The 18,761-nt window shown below is 54.3% G+C and carries 23 protein-coding genes; 18 read left to right on the forward strand and 5 right to left on the reverse strand.

Translation table 11 applies throughout. The features are described from left to right. The first annotated feature begins 3 nt into the window (after window positions 1-3). From fliJ to C3708_RS19815, 4 genes are all read left to right on the forward strand, one after another. Window positions 4-447, forward strand: a complete 444-nt coding sequence (fliJ, locus tag C3708_RS19800) for a flagellar export protein FliJ (RefSeq protein ID WP_095280364.1) — start codon at window positions 4-6, stop codon at window positions 445-447. A gap of 1 nt (window position 448) precedes the next feature. Further along, window positions 449-1,834: a glycosyltransferase family 2 protein gene (locus C3708_RS19805; RefSeq protein WP_233210437.1), complete on the forward strand. Its 1,386-nt coding sequence runs from the start codon at window positions 449-451 to the stop codon at window positions 1,832-1,834. A 34-nt stretch (window positions 1,835-1,868) separates the two neighbouring features. Then, window positions 1,869-2,807, forward strand: coding sequence for a hypothetical protein (locus tag C3708_RS19810; RefSeq protein ID WP_103950052.1), 939 nt, complete (start codon window positions 1,869-1,871; stop codon window positions 2,805-2,807). A gap of 101 nt (window positions 2,808-2,908) precedes the next feature. After that, entirely contained in the window at window positions 2,909-3,985 is a 1,077-nt protein-coding gene (locus C3708_RS19815; RefSeq protein ID WP_103950053.1) for a glycosyltransferase, read from the forward strand. Window positions 3,986-4,029: 44 nt separating this feature from the next. Here C3708_RS19815 and C3708_RS19820 read toward each other — a convergent pair whose 3' ends face one another. The 5 genes from C3708_RS19820 to flgA form a co-directional block, all read right to left on the reverse strand. Beyond that, window positions 4,030-5,220, reverse strand: coding sequence for a CDP-glycerol glycerophosphotransferase family protein (locus tag C3708_RS19820; protein WP_103950054.1), 1,191 nt, complete (start codon window positions 5,218-5,220; stop codon window positions 4,030-4,032). Between the two features lie 39 nt (window positions 5,221-5,259). Continuing rightward, window positions 5,260-6,252 carry a glycosyltransferase family 9 protein gene (locus C3708_RS19825; RefSeq protein ID WP_103950055.1) on the reverse strand — a complete coding sequence of 331 codons (993 nt, stop codon included), beginning with the start codon at window positions 6,250-6,252 and terminating at the stop codon, window positions 5,260-5,262. 39 nt (window positions 6,253-6,291) lie between these two features. Next, window positions 6,292-6,729, reverse strand: a complete 438-nt coding sequence (locus tag C3708_RS19830) for a flagellar protein FlgN (RefSeq protein ID WP_103950056.1) — start codon at window positions 6,727-6,729, stop codon at window positions 6,292-6,294. 2 nt (window positions 6,730-6,731) lie between these two features. After that, window positions 6,732-7,004, reverse strand: coding sequence for a flagellar biosynthesis anti-sigma factor FlgM (gene flgM, locus C3708_RS19835; protein WP_095280373.1), 273 nt, complete (start codon window positions 7,002-7,004; stop codon window positions 6,732-6,734). A gap of 131 nt (window positions 7,005-7,135) precedes the next feature. Continuing rightward, window positions 7,136-7,921, reverse strand: a complete 786-nt coding sequence (gene flgA, locus C3708_RS19840) for a flagellar basal body P-ring formation chaperone FlgA (RefSeq protein WP_103947483.1) — start codon at window positions 7,919-7,921, stop codon at window positions 7,136-7,138. 87 nt (window positions 7,922-8,008) lie between these two features. Between flgA and flgB the strand changes: the two genes are divergently transcribed. The 14 genes from flgB to C3708_RS19910 all read left to right on the forward strand — a co-directional run bounded on the left by flgB (window position 8,009) and on the right by C3708_RS19910 (window position 18,721). After that, window positions 8,009-8,359: a flagellar basal body rod protein FlgB gene (flgB, locus tag C3708_RS19845; RefSeq protein ID WP_095280375.1), complete on the forward strand. Its 351-nt coding sequence runs from the start codon at window positions 8,009-8,011 to the stop codon at window positions 8,357-8,359. Window positions 8,360-8,378: 19 nt separating this feature from the next. Further along, the gene (gene flgC, locus C3708_RS19850; RefSeq protein ID WP_095280376.1) at window positions 8,379-8,804 is read left to right on the forward strand and encodes a flagellar basal body rod protein FlgC; all 426 of its coding nucleotides are present in this window, start codon (window positions 8,379-8,381) and stop codon (window positions 8,802-8,804) included. A gap of 3 nt (window positions 8,805-8,807) precedes the next feature. Further along, window positions 8,808-9,500, forward strand: coding sequence for a flagellar hook assembly protein FlgD (gene flgD / locus C3708_RS19855; RefSeq protein WP_103950057.1), 693 nt, complete (start codon window positions 8,808-8,810; stop codon window positions 9,498-9,500). Window positions 9,501-9,512: 12 nt separating this feature from the next. Continuing rightward, window positions 9,513-10,700: a flagellar hook protein FlgE gene (gene flgE / locus C3708_RS19860; protein ID WP_095280378.1), complete on the forward strand. Its 1,188-nt coding sequence runs from the start codon at window positions 9,513-9,515 to the stop codon at window positions 10,698-10,700. Then, window positions 10,700-11,431, forward strand: a complete 732-nt coding sequence (locus C3708_RS19865) for a flagellar basal body rod protein FlgF (protein WP_095280379.1) — start codon at window positions 10,700-10,702, stop codon at window positions 11,429-11,431. The genes flgE and C3708_RS19865 overlap by 1 nt, the downstream gene beginning before the upstream one ends. 30 nt (window positions 11,432-11,461) lie before the next feature. Then, window positions 11,462-12,247, forward strand: coding sequence for a flagellar basal-body rod protein FlgG (gene flgG, locus C3708_RS19870; protein ID WP_095280380.1), 786 nt, complete (start codon window positions 11,462-11,464; stop codon window positions 12,245-12,247). 19 nt (window positions 12,248-12,266) lie between these two features. Next, the gene (gene flgH, locus C3708_RS19875; RefSeq protein ID WP_095280381.1) at window positions 12,267-12,932 is read left to right on the forward strand and encodes a flagellar basal body L-ring protein FlgH; all 666 of its coding nucleotides are present in this window, start codon (window positions 12,267-12,269) and stop codon (window positions 12,930-12,932) included. Window positions 12,933-12,943: 11 nt separating this feature from the next. Continuing rightward, window positions 12,944-14,035 carry a flagellar basal body P-ring protein FlgI gene (locus tag C3708_RS19880; RefSeq protein WP_165790686.1) on the forward strand — a complete coding sequence of 364 codons (1,092 nt, stop codon included), beginning with the start codon at window positions 12,944-12,946 and terminating at the stop codon, window positions 14,033-14,035. A 9-nt stretch (window positions 14,036-14,044) separates the two neighbouring features. Continuing rightward, window positions 14,045-14,437 carry a rod-binding protein gene (locus C3708_RS19885; protein WP_095280383.1) on the forward strand — a complete coding sequence of 131 codons (393 nt, stop codon included), beginning with the start codon at window positions 14,045-14,047 and terminating at the stop codon, window positions 14,435-14,437. A gap of 3 nt (window positions 14,438-14,440) precedes the next feature. Continuing rightward, window positions 14,441-15,811 (forward strand): flagellar hook-associated protein FlgK, encoded by a 1,371-nt coding sequence (gene flgK, locus C3708_RS19890; RefSeq protein WP_095280384.1) that lies wholly within the window; start codon window positions 14,441-14,443, stop codon window positions 15,809-15,811. Between the two features lie 20 nt (window positions 15,812-15,831). Continuing rightward, window positions 15,832-16,746, forward strand: coding sequence for a flagellar hook-associated protein FlgL (gene flgL / locus C3708_RS19895; protein WP_095280385.1), 915 nt, complete (start codon window positions 15,832-15,834; stop codon window positions 16,744-16,746). A gap of 5 nt (window positions 16,747-16,751) precedes the next feature. Continuing rightward, window positions 16,752-17,744 carry a hypothetical protein gene (locus tag C3708_RS19900; protein WP_165790633.1) on the forward strand — a complete coding sequence of 331 codons (993 nt, stop codon included), beginning with the start codon at window positions 16,752-16,754 and terminating at the stop codon, window positions 17,742-17,744. Between the two features lie 169 nt (window positions 17,745-17,913). Beyond that, the gene (locus tag C3708_RS19905; RefSeq protein ID WP_103950058.1) at window positions 17,914-18,306 is read left to right on the forward strand and encodes a polymorphic toxin type 44 domain-containing protein; all 393 of its coding nucleotides are present in this window, start codon (window positions 17,914-17,916) and stop codon (window positions 18,304-18,306) included. Beyond that, a complete protein-coding gene (locus tag C3708_RS19910; protein WP_103950059.1) occupies window positions 18,284-18,721 on the forward strand; it encodes a hypothetical protein in 438 nt (145 codons plus the stop codon). The genes C3708_RS19905 and C3708_RS19910 overlap by 23 nt, the downstream gene beginning before the upstream one ends. The last annotated feature ends 40 nt before the right edge of the window (window positions 18,722-18,761 follow it).

Genomic DNA, 18,761 nt, shown 5'->3' on the forward strand with positions numbered 1-18,761 from the left:
ACGATGAGCAAACTGATTCACACCCTCGAACAACTCCATCTACTGCGTAACCGCGCGGTAAAAGATCTGAGCAGTAAGCTCGCCACTCAGCAGCAGCTTTGCCAGCGCCTTGAGAAGAACATTCACGCGCTTTCTAACCTCGTTAATCACAGTGCGCCGGAAATTCAGGGCAACGCGACCATGCTGAACAACCAGTCGTTCTACAAGCGCAATATCCAGCGCGTGATCGACTGGCAGCGACAAGAGCAGGCGCTCGCGACCGTCGAGGCGCAGAAGTTGCAGGGCAATTTGCTGGCGGAATCGCGCCGTGAAAAAAGCCTTGAACTGGTGCTCGACGTTAGGCGCCAGGATCTGCGCCAGGCGCAGGAACGCCGCGAGCAGAAAGTCACTGACGCCGTTTCCGCGCAGTGCTGGCTGAGACAACAGCAGGCACAACGGCAGCGATAAGATGGCTAATAACTTGATGCAGACGCTGCTCAAACGCCAGCAGCAGAAAAAAACGACTGAAACACCTTTTGTCAGCGTGGTTTGCCCGACGTGGGACCGCCGGGCATTTTTGCCCTATCTGCTGTATCTCTTTCAGTATCAGGATTATCCGGCAGATAAACGCGAGCTGGTGATCTTGGACGATTCCGCCGAGAGCAACGAAGATCTGATGGCGATGATGGTGGATAGCCGCGTGGACAACGTGCGCTACATCCACAGCCCGGAACGACTGGATCTGGGTAAAAAACGCAACATGCTCAACGACCTGGCGAAAGGCGAATACATTGTCTGCTTTGACGATGACGACTACTACCCGCCGAATAAAATCAGCGAGCAGGTCGCTGAAATGCAGCGTAACAACGCACTCTTTTCCGGCAGCGACACGATTTACATCTGGTACAGCCATCTCGATAAAATCTATCGTACCCACGCGTTTGGCCCGCAGCATGCGCTGAACGGTACTTTTGCCTGTCATCGCAACTTCCTGAAAAACCATCGCTATGAAGACGATGCGGTGCTGGCGGAGGAGCAAGCGTTTCTGAACAACTTCACTTCGCCGGTGCTACAAATTGACCCCAAACAGGCGATTTTGTGTATTTCGCACAGCAGCAATACCTATGACAAAGATTTCGTGCTCGGCTCCAGCCAGCCGACGGATTTAACGCTGGAAGACTTCGTTTCGGATCGTAATTTGCTGAGCCACTATCGCCGTCTGAGCCACGCGCCGCTCAGTACCGCCGTGCAGTGGCAGGCGTTTGGCAAAGTGGTGGTGATGTACGATCCAGACCAGCCCGATCAGCTTGAAAATCAGCGTCAGGCGCTGACTGCGCTTGGTCTTGAAGCGCAGCAACTCGTGCCGTTTGCCCGCTCTTCGCACAACGAACTGGAAACCCACTGCCAGGTGCTGGACATTGCGCAGCACGAAGCGTGGGAGAGCGTGATGCTGGTGGATGCGTCAGTGAAATACGTGCGCAAAGAGATGTCGATAAAAACGGTCAACCAGCTGTTTTCACGTCTTGAGCACATCGACTGGCAGGTGGTTCTGTTGGGCGCGCGCTACCAGCAGATTTCACCGCTCAAAGCCCTACCGGGTGTGGCTCGAGTCACCCGCGCTGACTGTGGCTGCGCTTATGCCGTGAACGGCAAATATATTCCTGAGCTGCTGGCGCACTACCGCCAGGCTATCGCTGAACAAACATCCTTTAATGCGTGCTGGCCTGCACAAATGCAGGCGCACTGCTGGCTTGGACTGCATCCGAGCTTTGCTTTTTTATCCGAGATGCCCGACCGCGAAAGCGGGAAGACGATCGATTGCACCCACTGGTTTTTTCGCAAAAACTTTCAATGAAGAAGGGCCGCCACTCCAGCGGCCGGAGTACCGTATGGAACTGATTGAGCACTACCAACCTGAATATGTGGTCCGCTTTGCCGAGCGCAAAAGGGCCTGCACCTGTCCTGCCTGCCAGAAAAGCGCGGGCGACTGGCCAGTCACGCAGCTGAAGCTGAAAAATCAGCAGCGCGACAGCCTGGACGCTGGCTGCGAAACCGCTGCACGCGAGATCCTGCTCAACCCGCAAGCCTTTGTTTTGCATACATCGACTACTGAACCCGACAGCAAGCAGGTTTTTAATACCTGGGACGAAACGCTGAATCAGCTGTGTATCAACCTCGCGGTCCATCCGGCGCTGGCGCTGGAAAGCAGCCTGTATGCTATTGGCGTGTTGTTGAGCAAAGCGCAGCGCTATCGCGATAATGACCAGTGCGACCCGCAGGAACTACTGACGATGGGCGAGCAGCTCTCGGCGCTGGCTGATGGTGGTATTCTGGACGAACAAATGCGGGTGCTGCCGCCGATTGAAGTGAATCGCGTGGAAGCGCTGGAGCAGATGGGCGCGATGCGCCTCACCCTGAATCTGCCTGCGATGCAGAAAATGAGCATGATGCTGAAACTCAGCGAACTGGCGGTAATGGAACCTGCGCGTTTACAGGATCGCCTGCGTGAGCTGGAAGCCGGTATCGCACGCAATACCTTACTGACCGATCAACCGCATATTCTGCGCAACGCCCTGATCTATAAACTGTACGGCGAGTGTCTGCCAGGCCCGGATGCCGACAATTATGGTGACGTTCTGATGTCTCTGACCCGCATGATGTTCCAGCTAAAAATGCTGTGCGCCATGTGGCGAGAAGACAACGCGCAGCTGACCCACGACGACGTGGTGGCCCTGTTCAGCGCATGGTTCAACTGGCAGCGCGGAAACGTGTGGAAGGGCGCGAATTCTGCGGACTACACGTTGCTGTGCGGGTTGTCGTTGATTTGATTCGTTCTGAGAGTTCGGGCTTTAGTGCGCGGCAGATGTCTCATGCTAAAGCCCGAATATTGCTCACTCTGCCACACACGTCTTTACATGGAGACTGAAAAATGTCCCAGTATGATATCTCAATTATCTTACCCGTTTATAATGTCGGTCCCTTCCTTGAGCGCTGTCTGGATTCATTATTAGCGCAACGTTGCCAAAAAATGGAAATTATTGCCATCAATGATGGCTCTACCGATAACTCCCTTGAGATCCTCGAATATTATTCCTCGCGTTCTGCAGTGCTGAAAATTGTGAATCAGGAAAATAAAGGGCTGGCTGCAGTGAGAAATACGGGGATGTCTCTGGCTACAGGTAAATATATTTACTGTGTAGACTCTGATGATTATCTCGCACCGAAGTGCGTTGAGACGATTATCAATGAAATGGAACGCCATCAGCTGGATGTATTATTCTTTTCAACGCATCTTGAGTGCGAAGAAGACCTTTTATATTTGCACAGTGCGTCATCTTATTACCAACGCCCACGCGCCGTTATTAATAAAAAAATAGATGCGCAAACTTTTTTCAATACCTGTATTACTGAAAGAGTAAAAACCGCTCAAGGTTATTCGGTGGTGATCTGGGGTTATGCCTGGCGGCGCGAACAATACCCCGGCCTGCGGTTCCATACCCGCTATTATGAAGACGAGTATTTCACTACGGCGTTATTATTAGGACAACCGAAGGCTAAAGTGAGATGCATTGCTGATCGTTTGTATCATCATCGGTTGCGTAGTGGCTCGATCACCACCTCGACAGACAAGGTGAAACGCACATTAGCGATTCTGGATACGTATCGTTTGCTTTTGCCCATTGCGGGTGAAGTGACCGATAAGCACACCTGGCAATGCCTTGGCTCCTATATTGAAATACTGTATTTGGATGCGGTTAAGCACAACCTGCCTCAGGTGATTCCAGTCTTTTCTGCGCAGAAAATGATTCATTTTCTCGCGGCAAACCTACATGAACTCTACGTTAACAGCACGACGGAAAATGGTCTGGTGATCATGTTGCTTATCGTTGATAAAATCGCCCGCGATGCTGGATTAATGGATGAAAAAGAGATTCTCGATGCACTGAAAAGGATACGGTTGGCAATAGACAATAAGCGCGAGCTGGTTAAAATGATCTCTCAGTGAATGCTCAACACGGCGCTGCATTTGCAGCGCCGTTGTCAATGATGCTAATAAATAACAGGTGCTTTTTTTGCGGATTCAAGGTCATAAATATGCAGTATTTTTTCAGTAATCATTTTGTTGGCCTGAGTATTATCGGTCTGGAATAATACCGACGCCAGTTCTGCCCGGCTGCATTGCTTACTATCACCGTTTAACATCTCTTCGAGTGTCACAGTAATGTTATGCTCATTGATTTTATAACGATAAGAATCGTCGCCCGGTAGGAATTCAAAATCGAAATCATCGCCCTTTGAAATATCCGTAGTAGCAATGGGCTTCCCCGTCAGAATATAATCATAAATTATGGATGAATAATCTGTTATTAAGGCATCAAAATTCTTTAAATGAGGGTAAATATCGACATTTGAAGGAATGGTATAAAGGTTTTTGATGTTTCTGGCAGCATCACTGTTGTCATTGACAAACGGATGCTTTTTGATAAATACATTGATATTATTTTGCTGACAGCAAGAGACCAGTTTTGACAGTAGCGAAATATTGTTCAACCCGGAATCAGCTTCCCACGTGGGGGCTAACAGAATGCTGGTGTTCCGGGAAGAATATAATCCTTCTCTGACATGTTCACTCAGTTCTGCACCTAAACTTTCAATCGGCGTAGGGTCACGGAACAGGACTTCATTACGCGGGTAAGATGCTCGAATGAATTTCCGGGCACCAAAAAATTCATTCCATTTTGAGTCTATAAATTCAGAAGAGCTAATGTAGTATTCCGGAAATGCTGCCCCGAACATGAGTTTTGTCGCACTTAGGTCGGTGATATTTTTCACAGCCGTCAAAGCAAGATCTGCCTGTTTGGGACCAATGCCGTGCCACATCTGAAAAGTCAGCGCGCCGCTAAGGCAGGAGAGCAGCAGAAGATTATGACCGACGCTTTCAAGCGGATTCACACAAAATACAGCAATAGATGACTCAAGAAGAAAATCCATTGAGTGATGTAAGTCTTTGCTGAGATCAAAGCACGGTAGCCCTTTGGCTTCGAGCGTTGCGATCAACCCGGTATGGGGTGAGCACCAGCAAATCTCCAGTTGTGGGAAATGCGCATGCATGTAGAGATACAAATACTTACTGTTGTCAGTAAATGCATCCCGACCAAAGAATAGCACGCGCATCTTTTTTTTCTTTCTTTCCGAAATTGTTTTTAAATCGCGGCAAAGCTCGAAGGCCAATGGGGTCATAATTTTTCCAGAAGAACGGTTACGTGAGACAGCCAAGGCTTAGACCGCTGTGTTCCGCAATATAAAAGCGGCCATTTGAGAGTAAAGTGCTGGCGGAGAAAAGTGTTTCAGGCACTTAAAAGGTGTGCTGTTCACACACCAGTTGGCGAATTCATTTTGCGTGGGTGTGTCGAATGGACGTTTTAGCAAGGTCGTAAAAATCATTTCACTGGACATCAGTCGAGCGCAAGGTCCGTTCACACACGCCAGATCTATCCCAAGGCAGTTCCAGCCTGCTTCGCCATGACGAAAAGGCAGTCGATGATGTGACGAAACGGTGGAGTAAAGTGCCGTAATCGCAATCTCCGTCGCACCCGCTAACATGACTGGACCTGAATCGCATGAAACGAGCATCCCCGCCCGCTGCATCAAAGCAACCGTCTCGATGGGGGAAAATTGGTCAATCGCATTTATCACGCCAGCGGGAGGTGCTGTTGGCATTGTTTTGTTTGCTTCAGAATTGACAGTGCTGCCAATAAAAATTACATCCCAGCCGCTAAGTAGCCACATTTCGGTGAGTGCAAACCAGTTTTCCTGAGGCCATGTCCGATTCGGATGACCGATATTGGGGTGGACGAGCAGTACCGGTTTTTCATCGAGTTTATTGGCCCTGTAAAAGGTATCAATCACATGGGTAGCTGATGGGGGGACATTAAGATCCAGTTGTTTGTCCGGGGCTAAAGCATCGATCCCCATTTGCGCCAGAAAACTGTCCACCATATGCACGGGACTAAGAGCATGACTCCAGTTTGTAAAATCGAAAAAGCGTCCTTTAGCATGCGCTTGCTGAAGCTGCTGAATTTGTGTCTGGCTCAGGGTGTTGTCTTGCCAAACAGCTGAAACATGAGGGCAGGCCTCAGCGAGTTGAACAAAAAGGGGAGGGCTAATGAAGACGATATCCACACGCTTTATTTTTTTAATTGCTCTGCAGGCGGCTAAAAGATAGAGGTTATCCCCCATCGCAGCGTTCAGATAAACGTATATTTTTTTCATAGTATTGCGGTCAGTGCCAAACGATCTGATAGGGGCAAGTCACACCTGCCGATAAAGCCAGTTCTCTGGCTCCCCCACGTTAAACAGGTTTTGCAGCACGTCCTGCTGCATGGTCAGCACCATGCCGTTGCTGTCGTTCAAGGCTTTGCATTCGGCGGCTACCTGCTCCAGTGAATCCCAGAGCGTGTTGAGCTGTGACTGATTGGCGGCGGGCAGGCGAGTGAAGAGCGTGCGCAGACCGTGCGCACCGGCGGGGATACCCAGCCCGGTCAGGAGCTGATAGCGCAGCTTGCTATTTTCCAGTAGCTGCTCATACACCGTAAAAATCCTGGCGTTCAGCGTTTCCAGTTCTTGCGCATTGCGCGCGATAAGATACTGACGCTGATCCTTCAGCAGTGACTTCAGCTGGCCGTAACGGTTACGGTCGTCGACCATTCCCTGAATCAGCGTTTTGACGCTCTGTGCGGCGTTACTCATTTTTACCTCTGATAGTATTGCTCTATCGCGCTGGTCAGGGCATCAAGATTGACGCTGATTTTCCCGCTGGCGATAGCCTCTTTCATGCTGGCGACGCGCGCCATATCGACTTCTGGCATCGTGGCCAGCTGCGTCTGCGCATCACCCAGAACCGGGTCAATGGCGGTGGTGCGTGCAACTTTCATCTCCTCAGCACCTGCGGTGCGAGTCGGTGCCGTGGCACTGGACTGATTAATCGCGCTCGTCATGGCGTACTGTGGGGATGTCACTTTCATCGCTTACTCCATCTTCTGGGTTATTTGCAGGTTACGTCGGCTGTTCAGCGGGCGGAAAAAATGTTTCCTTCTCTCCATACCCCTGTAAAGCGACGCACAAAGGGCGAAACTTAAACCCTGCGTAAAGTTTTTTAATTTTTCGCGCTCAGGCTGGTTCGAACCACACCCATGTCGCTGACGATGGCGGTGACTTCCCGCTCGCTGCTCTCATTCTTCACTTTGATCATCTCGCCTTTGCGCCCTTTTTTGCTGGCGATCCCCATCGTACGTGCCTCTACGCCGTCCTGATCGGCAATCATCAGCACTCGCTGACCGCGTTCGACCATCACCGGTGAATCCAGTTGGCTCATGCTGATGGGCTGAAGTTCACGCACGCGACGTTTGAGCGTCAGCCCCACCACATCGTCGGGATGAGTGACGTAGCCGCTGCGCAAATTGCTGATATTGAATTTCTTCAACGTGATATCGGAAGCGCCAAGAACATGCCCGCGCTCAAGCGTGTTTTTGGCCATCAGCACCGAAAGATAGATGTCCGGTTTGACCGTCACCGCCACTTCCCAGCCGTTCGCGCTTTCACAGCGCACGTCAAAACGCAGCCTGCGCAGATCGAGGCGTTCACCGTTCGGCATGCTAACCGTGAGCGGCACGCCGCACGGGGCGTATTGCGAGATCTCGGACGGAATAAACAGATTGAGCTTCGCCTGGTAATCCTCCCAGCGGCTGCGCTGGGCTTCCTGACGGATCGCGTCGGAGGCCGCCTGCTGGACGCGGGAATGCACCTGCTTACGGGCGCTGGCAGGCGTCGGGGGGGCTGCAAAAGAAGCAGCGGCAAAGCTCAGTAATGAAGCGGTAAGGGTGAAGCGGAAAAAGAGCTTCCCATAGCGCGGTACAGATAGTGATAAAACTCTATAAATCATGATGTTGTAAACCTGGCACGATAGTTGCTTTAAAGACTGTAGCAACACGGACTATCGCAAGCGTCCACCATCACGAAGGAGTGAGTTGTGAGTATTAGTTTTGATAAGGCATTGGGCGTTCATCCGCAAGCTGTAGCACTTCGACTTTCCAGGGCGGAACTGCTTTCAGCAAACCTGGCTAACGTCGATACACCCAATTTCCAGGCTAAAGATATTGATTTTGCCGCAGAGATGCAACGTTCGCAGCGGGATTTCTTTCCAGGCTCGACGGCGCAAAAGATGTATCGCGTGCCCTATCAGCCCTCCTCGGACGGCAACACCGTTGCGTTGGATGTGGAACAAACAGAGTTTGCCAAAAACGTTCAGGACTATCAGATGAGCCTGGCGTTTTTAAACATGAAATTCACTGGTCTGAAGAAGGCCATTGAAGGCAAGTAATTGAATCAGGTAACGATAAATGGCTTTTACCGATATCTACCGGGTCTCAGGCTCGGCCATGACGGCACAAACCGTCCGCCTGAATACCGTCGCCAGTAACCTCGCCAATGCCGAAACCGCGGCAACGGCAGAAGCGGGCGTGTACAAGGCACGCCGTCCGGTGTTTGCGGCGGTGTATCAGAATGACGAGCTGCTGAACAACAACGGTTTGTCCGGCGCCCGCGTGCAGGTGATGGACGTCGTGGAATCCGGCAATGCGGTTCAGCGTTATGAACCGCATCATCCGATGGCGAACCCGGACGGCTACGTCTGGTATCCGGACATCAACGTGGTGGAAGAGATGGCCGACATGATGTCCGCGTCGCGCAACTTCGAAACCAACGTTGATGTTCTTAACAATGTAAAAAGCATGCAGCAGAGCCTGCTGCGTCTGGGCGAGGCGTAATAGATGAGCGTGAATGGCGTTTCCACTCAATCCGGCATCACCACTTACGACAGCGGTGTTTCCGCCAATGACAACAGCGCGGCGGGGATGAACAACCTGTTTATGCAGCTGCTGGTGGCACAAATCCAGAACCAGGACCCGTTGAACCCGACCGATGGCACCGAATACGTCGGCCAGCTCGCGCAGCTGACCCAGGTGCAGTCGATGGAGACCATGTCGAAACTCATGGCTAACAACGCGGTGCTGATGGACAACCTGCAAACCCTGTCGACGGGCAATCTGGTCGGGCAGAAGGTGATGGTTCAGACCGACACCATTAATACCGACGGCAGCACGAACATTGAAGGTCGCCTGACGCTGGATCATGCCGCTAACACCGTCACGGTGATCGTCAAAGACGAAAGCGGCACCGAGACCAAAATCGAGCTGGGTAAACAGGAAGCCGGTTCCGTGGACTTCGACATCGACCCTCAGGAGCTGGGGCTGAAAGAGGGCAAGTACACCATGACCGTGATGACCGACAACGAACCGGCCAAAGTGCCGATTGAAGTCGGTGGCGTGGTGAGCAACGTGCGCATCCCGCTCGACGGCACCGCGACCGTGCTCAACATCACCGGTATCGGCGAAGTGGCGTACAACAACATCACCCAGTTCGGGCAATCCAGCGATAAAACCCCTAAGGGATTAACGAGTTAATCAGGAAATATTATGAGTTTTGATATTGCAGTTTCTGGCCTGAATGCCATCAACCAACAGCTTGGGGCGATCTCCAACAACATCGCTAACTCCGGCACCGTGGGCTTTAAATCTGGCCGCGCCGAGTTTGCTTCTTTATATGCCGAGGGCCAGCCGCTGGGCGTGGGCGTCACCGGTATTGCGCAGAGTATCTCCAAAAGCGGCGCCATTTTTGCCTCTGCTAACAGCCTCGATCTGGCGATCAACGGCGACGGCTTCTTTATGATGCGCGACAGCGCTGGCACCACCGCCTACACCCGCGCGGGCTTTATGCAGACTGACAGCAACGGCAATCTGATCAACAACCGTGGCATGTATCTGCAGGGTTATCCGGTCGATGCTAACGGCGTGGTACAGACCGGCACCATCGGCAATCTGACCATCAGCAGCGGCTCGATTCCGGCGAAAGCGACCAGCACTCTCGACTTTACCGCCAACCTGAACGCCAACGAAAAGCTGCCGGAAAACGCCACCTTCGACCCGAAGGACGAAAAATCTTACAACCACACCTATGCCACGCAGGTGTTTGACTCCCTGGGCCGCGAACACACCATGAAGCAGTACTTCGTCAAAACCTCCGACAACGAGTGGGAAGTGCACTACTACATGGACGATCAGGATCTCGGCACCACCGAGAAAATGACCTTCACCGAGCAGGGCGTACTGCAGGCGCCGACCGGGCCGGTGACCATTAATGCGGATATTCCGGGTGCGGAAGGTATCGAACTGACCCTGAGCTACAGCGGTACTACCCAGTTCGGCTCCGATTTCTCGGTCAGTAAAAACAGCGGTAACGGCTATGCCTCGGGCGAACGTACCGGCCAGATGATCGACAAAGACGGCAGCGTCTACGCCACCTTCTCCAACGGCGAGCGCCTGTTGCAGGGCCAGCTGGTGCTGGCGAGCTTCTCCAACCCGAACGGCCTCTCTTCTCAGGATGGCACCACCTGGTCGCAAACCGCCAGCTCCGGTACGCCGCTGACGGGCGCACCGGGAACCGGTTTGCTGGGGGCGATCAGCTCCAACACTCTGGAAGGCTCTAACGTCGATTTGACTGCCGAACTGGTCGGACTGATGACCGCCCAGCGTAACTATCAGGCCAATACCAAAGTGATCAGCACCAACGACAGCATGATGAATTCGCTGTTCCAGGCCCTGTAATGGACCACTTAATTTATACCGCCGTGAGCGGGGCGTCCCGCAGCCTCGCGCAGCAGCAGATCCACGCGAACAACCTGGCGAACGTCAATACCCAGGGTTTTCGTCACGATCTGGACAGCGCGATGTCGCAGCAAATCCAGGGGGAGGGTTATGCCTCCCGTTTCCTGGTACAACAGCAGCAGGGAGGCGTGGATTTAACGCCGGGCGCGACGCGTGAAACCGGGCGCGATCTGGATGTTGCCGTGAAAGGCAGCGGCCTGATTGCGCTGGTGAGCGGCAACCGCGAGGTCTACACCCGCAACGGGCAGATTGAAGTCGGCCCGGAGGGCGATCTGACCATCGATGGTCTGCCGGTCTCCGGCGATAACGGGCCGATCGTGCTGCCGCCGTTTTCGTCCGTCAGCATCGCCGACGACGGGGTGATCACCATCGTGGCGGACGACGGTGATATTGCCGCGCCGATGGACGTCGACCGCATCAAGCTGGTGGATATCGCCGCTGACCAGTTGAGCAAAAACAGTGCCGGCTTTCTGGTGACCAACGCCAACGTCAATCCGCGAACCGAAGAGGTGGAAGTGGTTTCCGGCCACCTGGAAACCTCGAACGTCTCGGCGATTAACGAAATGGTCTCCAGCATCGCGCTCAACCGTCAGTTCGAAGCGCAAATCAAAATGATGAAGGCGGCAGAAGATCTGGCGACAGCGGGCAATCGCCTGCTGCGTAACGCCTGATTTTTTTCCGCTTAGCAAAAAGGAACAACCATGAATCCCGCTTTATGGATCAGTAAAACCGGTCTTGCCGCGCAAGACGCGAAGATGAGCGCCATCTCCAATAACCTGGCGAACGTCAACACCACCGGGTTTAAGCGCGATCGCGTGATGTTCGCCGATCTGTTCTATCAGAATCAGCGCACGCCGGGCGGTCAGCTTGACCAGAACAACACTTCGCCGACCGGTATTCAGTTTGGTACTGGCGTCAAAATTGTCGGCACGCAGAAAGAGTTCACCACCGGCAACATCCAGAACACTGGACAGTCGCTGGACGTCGCCATCACCGGCCAGGGCTTTTTCCAGGTGGAAACCAGCGACGGCGATATCGCCTATACCCGTTCCGGTAACTTCCAGAAAAACCCGGACGGTATGCTGACCAACGCCCAGGGGCTGCCGCTGGTGCCGCAGATTGAACTGCCGGACAACGTTAAAGACCTGCAAATCGGCAAAGACGGCACCGTCACCGCCACGGTCGCCGGTGAAGCTGAACCGGTGGAACTGGGGCAGATAACGCTGGTGAACTTCGTTAATCCAGCCGGACTGGAAGCCCTCGGCGGCAACCTGTATCGCGAAACCGCCGCCAGCGGTGAAGCGGTAGAAGGCGTGGCGGGGGAAGAAGCGTTCGGGCAGCTCGAACAAGGCTCGCTGGAAGGCTCCAACGTTCAGGTCGTTGAAGAGATGGTCGATATGATCACCGTTCAGCGCGCCTACGAGATGAACGCCAAAATGGTCTCGGCGGCGGATGACATGCTCAAATTTGTCACGCAGTCGATGTAACGCGTGAAGTGAAAAAGAAATGAAAAAGCAGTTAGTTATTGGAATGTTTGCGCTGCTGCTCGCCGGGTGTGAAAGCCCGGCGCTGTTAGTGCAAAAAGATGACGCGGCCTATGCGCCGCCAGAAGATTTCTCCATGCCGACCACCAAAGTGCAGGGCGGCGGGCTGTATAACGGCAACTATAACTGGTCCCTGACGCAGGACCGCCGCGCCTATCGCGTGGGCGACATCCTGACGGTGAAACTGGACGAATCCACCCAGGCCAGCAAACAGGCGCGGACCAATTTCGGCAAGAAAAACGACGTCTCGATTGGCGTGCCGGAAGCCTTTGGTCACTCAGTGGATAAGCTGTCCGGCTCGATTGACGGTAGCCGCAACTTCAACGGCAACGCCACCTCCCAGCAGCAAAACAGCCTGCGCGGGGCCATCACCGTGGCGGTCTACAAAGTGCTGCCCAACGGCGTGCTCGCGGTGCGCGGTGAAAAATGGCTGACCCTCAATCAAGGCGATGAATACATGCGCGTCACCGGACTGGTGCGCGCGGAAGACGTGGAACGCGACAACTCGGTCTCCTCCCAGCGGATCGCCAACGCGCGTATCTCCTATGCCGGACGCGGGGCGCTCAGCGACTCCAACTCCGCAGGCTGGCTGACGCGCTTCTTCAACCATCCACTGTTCCCGATTTAATGGAGTCTGCGATGCGTAAATCAATGCTATTTCTGATGCTGCTGTGGACGACGGCAGCCACCGCAGAACGCCTGGGAAATGTGGTCGATATTCAGGGCGTGCGCGGCAACCAGCTGGTGGGTTACAGCCTGGTGGTCGGCCTCGACGGCACCGGCGATAAAAACCAGGTGAAATTCACCAGCCAGTCGGTGACCAACATGCTGCGCCAGTTTGGCGTCCAGCTGCCGACCAAAATCGATCCGAAAGTGAAAAATGTCGCTGCGGTGGCGATCAGCGCCACGCTCCCGCCGGGCTATGCGCGCGGACAAAGTATCGACATCACCGTTTCCTCTATTGGCGACGCCAAAAGCCTGCGCGGCGGGACGTTACTGCTGACGCAACTGCGCGGGGCCGACGGTGAAGTCTACGCCCTGGCGCAGGGCAACGTGGTGGTCGGCGGTGTGAAAGCCGAAGGCAACAGCGGGTCGAGCGTGACCATTAACACCCCAACCGTGGGCCGCGTGCCGAATGGCGGCTCCGTCGAGCGCGAAGTGCCGTCCGATTTTCAGCAGAACAACCAGGTGATCCTTAACCTCAAACGCCCAAGTTTTAAAACCGCCAACAGCGTGGCGGTGGCGCTGAACAGCGCGTTTGGCTCCGGTACGGCGACCGCGCAAAGCGCCACCAATGTGACGGTCAACGCCCCGCTGTCGGCGGGTGAGCGCGTGGCGTTTATGTCGATGCTGGAAGACGTGCAGATCAACGCCGGAAAACAGCCGCCGCGCGTGGTGTTTAACGCCCGCACGGGAACCGTGGTGATTGGCGATGGTGTGGTGGTCCGCGCGGCAGCGGTGTCGCACGGCAACCTGACCGTGACCATTCGCGAATCGTCCAACGTCAGCCAGCCGGGCGCATTCAGCCAGGGCCAGACGGTGGTTACACCGCAAAGCGACGTCGATGTGAATCGCGGCAATGGGCAGATGGTGACGATTGCCGCGGGCACCAGCCTGCGCAGCATTGTGAATACCATCAACAGCCTCGGCGCGTCGCCGGACGACACGATGGCGATTTTGCAGGCCCTGCACGAAGCGGGTGCGCTGGATGCCGAACTGGTTGTGATTTAAGGAGAAACAATGTTACAGGCCATCAAACCGCAGACCAGCGTCCTGCCCGGCGATTTTACCGGCCAGGTGAAACCACAGAATCTGGAGCAGGCGGCGGAGCAGTTCGAAGGCATTTTCCTGCGCTCGATGCTCCAGCAAATGCGTAAAGCCTCCGAAGCGCTGGTGGATAACAATCCGTTCGACAGCAAACAGCAGCGGATGATGCGCGATTTTTACGACGACAAACTGGCGTCACAGCTGGCATCCCAGCGCAGCACGGGCATTGCTCAGATGATCATTACTCAGCTCGGCCCGCAGGAGAGCGCGCCGCTTAAGAATTCGCAGAGTATGGTCGCTTTACAGGAACATCCGAAGACATTAACGCCCCCCGTCGTTCCGGTAATACGCCGCGGGCAGGAGTAATCCATGAACATGATTAACATTGCCTTTAGCGGCTTGCAGGCAGCGCAGTTTGGGATGAGCGTGACCTCCATGAACATCTCCAACGTACTGACGCCGGGTTATAGCCGTCAGGGCATCATCCAAAGCTCCGTTTCCACGCTGGGACCGGGCGGGATGTCCGCCGGGGCGGGCGTGCAGGTGGACAGTATCCGCCGTATTTCCGATCAATATCTGACAGGCCAGGTGTGGCAGAGCAACAGCAAAGCCAACTATTACGGCATCAGTAACCAGTATCTCAGCTCGCTGGAAAAGGTCATTGGCACGGATTCCACCAGTCTGGGTAACGGTCTGGATGATTTCTTCTCGGCCCTGAGCGCATTAACCGCCGGGCCGGAAAGTGAAGCCAACCGCCAGCAGCTGCTGAACCAGGCGCAGTCTCTGGCGACCCGTTTCAATAACATGAACGACTTCATCGACAGCCAGAAAACGTCCGTCACCAACCAGCGCAACACCATGGTCGATCAGATGAATACCCTGACCGCCGGGATCGCGGACTACAACAAAAAAATCATGGAGATGGACTCCACCGGCGGCAACAGCAACGTCCTGCGCGATCAGCGTGACGAACTGGTGAAACAGCTCAGCACCTACAGCGATGTGAAGGTCACGGAAGACAGCAACGGCAGCTACTCCGTGTCGATGAAAAACGGTCAGCCGCTGGTGAGCGGCAAAGTGGCCGGGCAGCTCAGCGCCACCACTGACGCCAACGGTAACTCTGTCTTAAACCTGAAATTTTCCGGCAGCGATTTCTCGCTTAACCCGTCGACGGGCGGCCAACTGGGTGCGCTGTACGACTACGAAACCGGCGAACTGGCGGATATGCAGGCTTCGGTGCAGGGGATGGCTGAAACCGTCGCCACGCTGTTTAACGATCAGCTGGCGCAGGGTTTCGACAAAAACGGCAATCCGGGTAAACCGCTGTTTACCTTTGACCTCACCAATCCGGCGGGCATTTTGCAGGTTAACGATCTCAAGCCCGACGAACTGGCGCTCTCCGGCAGTCCGGACGAACAGGGTAACGGCGACAACCTGCAGGCGCTGATCGACCTGAAAAACAAAAAGGTCGATATCGGCGGAATGGGCAATATGAGCCTGAACGAAGGCGCGGCGGCGATCATCTCCAACATCGGTATCGCCAGTAAACAGTCGAAGAGCGAACTGGAAGCCGCCCAGGCGGTGTTTGATCAGGCGCAGCTGCAGCGCAACAACCTCAGCGCGGTCAACCAGGACGAAGAGGCGATTAACCTGCAGGTTTACATGCAGGCATACCAGTCCAACGTCAAAGTGATTGCCACTGGCAACCAGATTTTTACCGACCTGTTAGGCCTGTTTTAACGGTTGTTAAGGAAAAAATTATGCGAATCAGTAGTCTTTATAATTCCGACGCCATGATGGCGCAGCTTGGCGTCAACGGCACGCGTATGAGCAAGCTGATGGAACAAATGGCGACCCAGAAGCGAATCAACGTTCCGTCGGACGATCCGGTTGCCGCCACGCGTCTGGTGCAACTCAACCGCGAACAGTCGGCTATTCAGCAGTATCAGAGCAACATTTCGCGCCTCAGCGGCTCTCTGGCGAGCCAGGAAGCGCACGTCACGGCGATGAGCAATCAGCTTCTGTCGCTCAACGATAAGCTGTTGGGTGCGGCCAACGGCACCCACAGCAGCGAAGATATGTCGGGCTTTGGCGCTGAACTGTCGTCGATGCTGGACTCGCTGGTGGCGTCAATCAACGCCCAGAACGAGAGTGGAAGCTATCTGTTCTCTGGGACTAAAACCGACGCCAAACCGGTGGTCTGGGATGAAGCGCAGGGTAAATACATCTACCAAGGCAACGAAGGCTCGCGTGAAACCACCGTCGCCAACGGCGTGAGCGTCACCGAAAACACCAACGTCGTGCAGGCGTTTGGCAACGGTAACGATCTGGAGATGCTGAACAAGCTGAAATCGCTGAGCGAGAAAATGCAGGACCCGAGCATTCCGGTCAGCGATTATCAGGACGAGATGAACGAGATGCTGACGCTCTCTTCCGACACGCAGGGCAAAGTGGCGGCGATGTTTACCGATCTGGGTGGGCGTCAAAACCGGCTGACGATGCTTGGCGATGCACATACGGACGTCAGCACCGCTAACGATCAGGTGGTGCGCGACCTGTCGGATACCGATTGGGCAACCACCAGTATCAATCTCCAGCTGTACTCCAACTCGGTACAGGTCACTAACAAAGCGTACAGCATGATCAGTCAGCTTTCGCTCTTCAGCATGTTGTAATAGTTATGCAGGTAGGATTAAAAACCACCACCGCCGCCAGCACGCCGTCCGCAGTCAGGACGGCACCGGCGCAGATCGCCCGCCCGGAACGTGTCGCCAGCACGCATCGTGCAACGCCTGCTTTCCCGGAAGCGGCGCTGCTTTCGCGCCGACCGCTGCGCTATAACGTACAGCTCAATCAGCAGCTGACGGCGGTTCAGCAGGCGGATAATTATCTGTCAGAAGCCGAAACGCAGCTGCTGGTGCTGCGTCATCAGAACGGGCGTGACGGCGGTTCTGCGCCGTCGTCCCTGAACACGTTGCTGCATCAACGCGGACAGTTGTCGGGCGGGACGATCGATCGCAATTTCAACATCACCCTCCAGCAAAAAAGCCAGGTCAACTTCACGCTGCCGGGCGTCGAAAAACTGCTGGAGCAGCCGCAGGGCGAGACGCTGGTGTTTCAGCTTGGTGGCGGCCAGCGCGAACTCACCGCCGTGGCGCTGCCTGCGCAGTCGTCCCCGCGCCAGGCACTCGCTCATCTGAATGTGGGCCTGGGCCGTTTGGGCATCAACGCTACGCTAGCTCCCGAAGGGAAAGTTGCTTTCCAGGTGGACGAAGCCCGCTGGGCACGCGTCAGCCAGCATCTCAGCGTGCGCGGCGAAGGTCAGCATTTCCCGGCAGATGCCTTTACTTTGCTGGCCCCGCAGGCGGAAACCAGTCGTGAAGATGAGATCGGCCAGCTCGCCACCCGCTGGGAGCGTGGCGACGGTAAGAAGTTGCAGCAGACGCTGGACCAAATCACCCGCGAGCGCAGCAAATTGCATTTTCATCAGGATCGCGTGGCGACGCGCATTCAGGATATGTCGACGGTCTACACACCCGGCGAAGCCCTCGACACGGCGCGCGCACTGGGAGATGCCCTGGCCGGAAGCGGGAAGCAGTTTGGGTTGCTGTCGCAAGCGCTGGCGGCACAGGGAAATGTGCATATGGCGACGGTGAAGAATTTATTGGGGTGAGGATTTTCCTGCCCCATTCTTCAAAAACTTTTTGTTCGCAAATAGCTCATTTAGTTTATATATCCCGCACTAATGTTGGTTAATACCACCTCATCATCTCTTACATAAATTCGGCAATAACAGGTGTAAAACATTCCTTGTCACTTTTTGAACTGATAAGGAAATAATTATGGCTGTTCTGCCTTATATGCCCTCGCCGGGGACGTGGCTGCTATGCAGCAATATGCGGGAGGCCCGCAGCCACGGCCAGTCGCGTAACATGGCTTTGCCTCCGACATATTACTGGTTTTATCAGATGGTACGTAATCACGGGCCGTGGGATTATAAGCAGCAAAGTCACACGCTTCAGAACTTCGGGAATTTTAACTTTGGTGCGGCGGGTTTTTCCGCAGGAATACCGGCAAATACATTGTTAATCGGCGCGGGCTGGGCGCAATCACACGCAAAGACATCACGGCCTAATTGGGGCGCATGGTATGGAAGACCCCCTTATGGTGATGATCCTCATGACCAGTTCTGGATAAAACAAGGAATAGATTATGCTCTGGAGAATGGTTATTAAGTGGCTTCACCGGCTGCTGACAATTGCGCTTGCACTGATGGTTGGGGGCTTTCTGTTTTACCAGTTTTACATCAACGGCCAGCCCGACGACAGTTTGGCATTCAAAAAGCAGGTGTCCGGTAACGTCTGGTTGTACATAACAAAATACAGCGGAGGAGGCGCGACGGTATCAGACGTATATCGGTACTATCTTGACGGCCCGATTGCTGATGATGCACAGGTGATGAATATTATTTCAGGACGTCAGCCATTCCTTGTGACAGATACAGATAACGCCGCTGTCACCGGTTATGCAAGCACGGTGAATGTGAAGCTCACCGGGCGCGTCTATTCTTATACAAATTCGGATGTGTTTTATGTGGATGGGGTGGCTATATTGCCCGTCATAAACATAAACGCCAACGGTACGCATTGAGCAACTCGATAATCAGTGACTTCAACTAAAGTACGAACGC

This window comes from Lelliottia sp. 7254-16 (genome assembly GCF_002922995.1).
GTDB classification, from domain to species: domain Bacteria; phylum Pseudomonadota; class Gammaproteobacteria; order Enterobacterales; family Enterobacteriaceae; genus Enterobacter; species Enterobacter jeotgali.

What these genes read in the sequence shown, in the direction of transcription:
- fliJ (WP_095280364.1), top strand. Translation starts at nt 4, where the DNA reads ATGAGCAAACTGATTCACACCCTCGAACAACTCCATCTACTGCGTAAC.
- C3708_RS19805 (WP_233210437.1), top strand. Translation starts at nt 449, where the DNA reads ATGGCTAATAACTTGATGCAGACGCTGCTCAAACGCCAGCAGCAGAAA.
- C3708_RS19810 (WP_103950052.1), top strand. Translation starts at nt 1,869, where the DNA reads ATGGAACTGATTGAGCACTACCAACCTGAATATGTGGTCCGCTTTGCC.
- C3708_RS19815 (WP_103950053.1), top strand. Translation starts at nt 2,909, where the DNA reads ATGTCCCAGTATGATATCTCAATTATCTTACCCGTTTATAATGTCGGT.
- C3708_RS19820 (WP_103950054.1), bottom strand. Translation starts at nt 5,220, where the DNA reads ATGACCCCATTGGCCTTCGAGCTTTGCCGCGATTTAAAAACAATTTCG.
- C3708_RS19825 (WP_103950055.1), bottom strand. Translation starts at nt 6,252, where the DNA reads ATGAAAAAAATATACGTTTATCTGAACGCTGCGATGGGGGATAACCTC.
- C3708_RS19830 (WP_103950056.1), bottom strand. Translation starts at nt 6,729, where the DNA reads ATGAGTAACGCCGCACAGAGCGTCAAAACGCTGATTCAGGGAATGGTC.
- flgM (WP_095280373.1), bottom strand. Translation starts at nt 7,004, where the DNA reads ATGAAAGTGACATCCCCACAGTACGCCATGACGAGCGCGATTAATCAG.
- flgA (WP_103947483.1), bottom strand. Translation starts at nt 7,921, where the DNA reads ATGATTTATAGAGTTTTATCACTATCTGTACCGCGCTATGGGAAGCTC.
- flgC (WP_095280376.1), top strand. Translation starts at nt 8,379, where the DNA reads ATGGCTTTTACCGATATCTACCGGGTCTCAGGCTCGGCCATGACGGCA.
- flgD (WP_103950057.1), top strand. Translation starts at nt 8,808, where the DNA reads ATGAGCGTGAATGGCGTTTCCACTCAATCCGGCATCACCACTTACGAC.
- flgE (WP_095280378.1), top strand. Translation starts at nt 9,513, where the DNA reads ATGAGTTTTGATATTGCAGTTTCTGGCCTGAATGCCATCAACCAACAG.
- C3708_RS19865 (WP_095280379.1), top strand. Translation starts at nt 10,700, where the DNA reads ATGGACCACTTAATTTATACCGCCGTGAGCGGGGCGTCCCGCAGCCTC.
- flgG (WP_095280380.1), top strand. Translation starts at nt 11,462, where the DNA reads ATGAATCCCGCTTTATGGATCAGTAAAACCGGTCTTGCCGCGCAAGAC.
- flgH (WP_095280381.1), top strand. Translation starts at nt 12,267, where the DNA reads ATGAAAAAGCAGTTAGTTATTGGAATGTTTGCGCTGCTGCTCGCCGGG.
- C3708_RS19880 (WP_165790686.1), top strand. Translation starts at nt 12,944, where the DNA reads ATGCGTAAATCAATGCTATTTCTGATGCTGCTGTGGACGACGGCAGCC.
- C3708_RS19885 (WP_095280383.1), top strand. Translation starts at nt 14,045, where the DNA reads ATGTTACAGGCCATCAAACCGCAGACCAGCGTCCTGCCCGGCGATTTT.
- flgK (WP_095280384.1), top strand. Translation starts at nt 14,441, where the DNA reads ATGAACATGATTAACATTGCCTTTAGCGGCTTGCAGGCAGCGCAGTTT.
- flgL (WP_095280385.1), top strand. Translation starts at nt 15,832, where the DNA reads ATGCGAATCAGTAGTCTTTATAATTCCGACGCCATGATGGCGCAGCTT.
- C3708_RS19900 (WP_165790633.1), top strand. Translation starts at nt 16,752, where the DNA reads ATGCAGGTAGGATTAAAAACCACCACCGCCGCCAGCACGCCGTCCGCA.
- C3708_RS19905 (WP_103950058.1), top strand. Translation starts at nt 17,914, where the DNA reads ATGGCTGTTCTGCCTTATATGCCCTCGCCGGGGACGTGGCTGCTATGC.
- C3708_RS19910 (WP_103950059.1), top strand. Translation starts at nt 18,284, where the DNA reads ATGCTCTGGAGAATGGTTATTAAGTGGCTTCACCGGCTGCTGACAATT.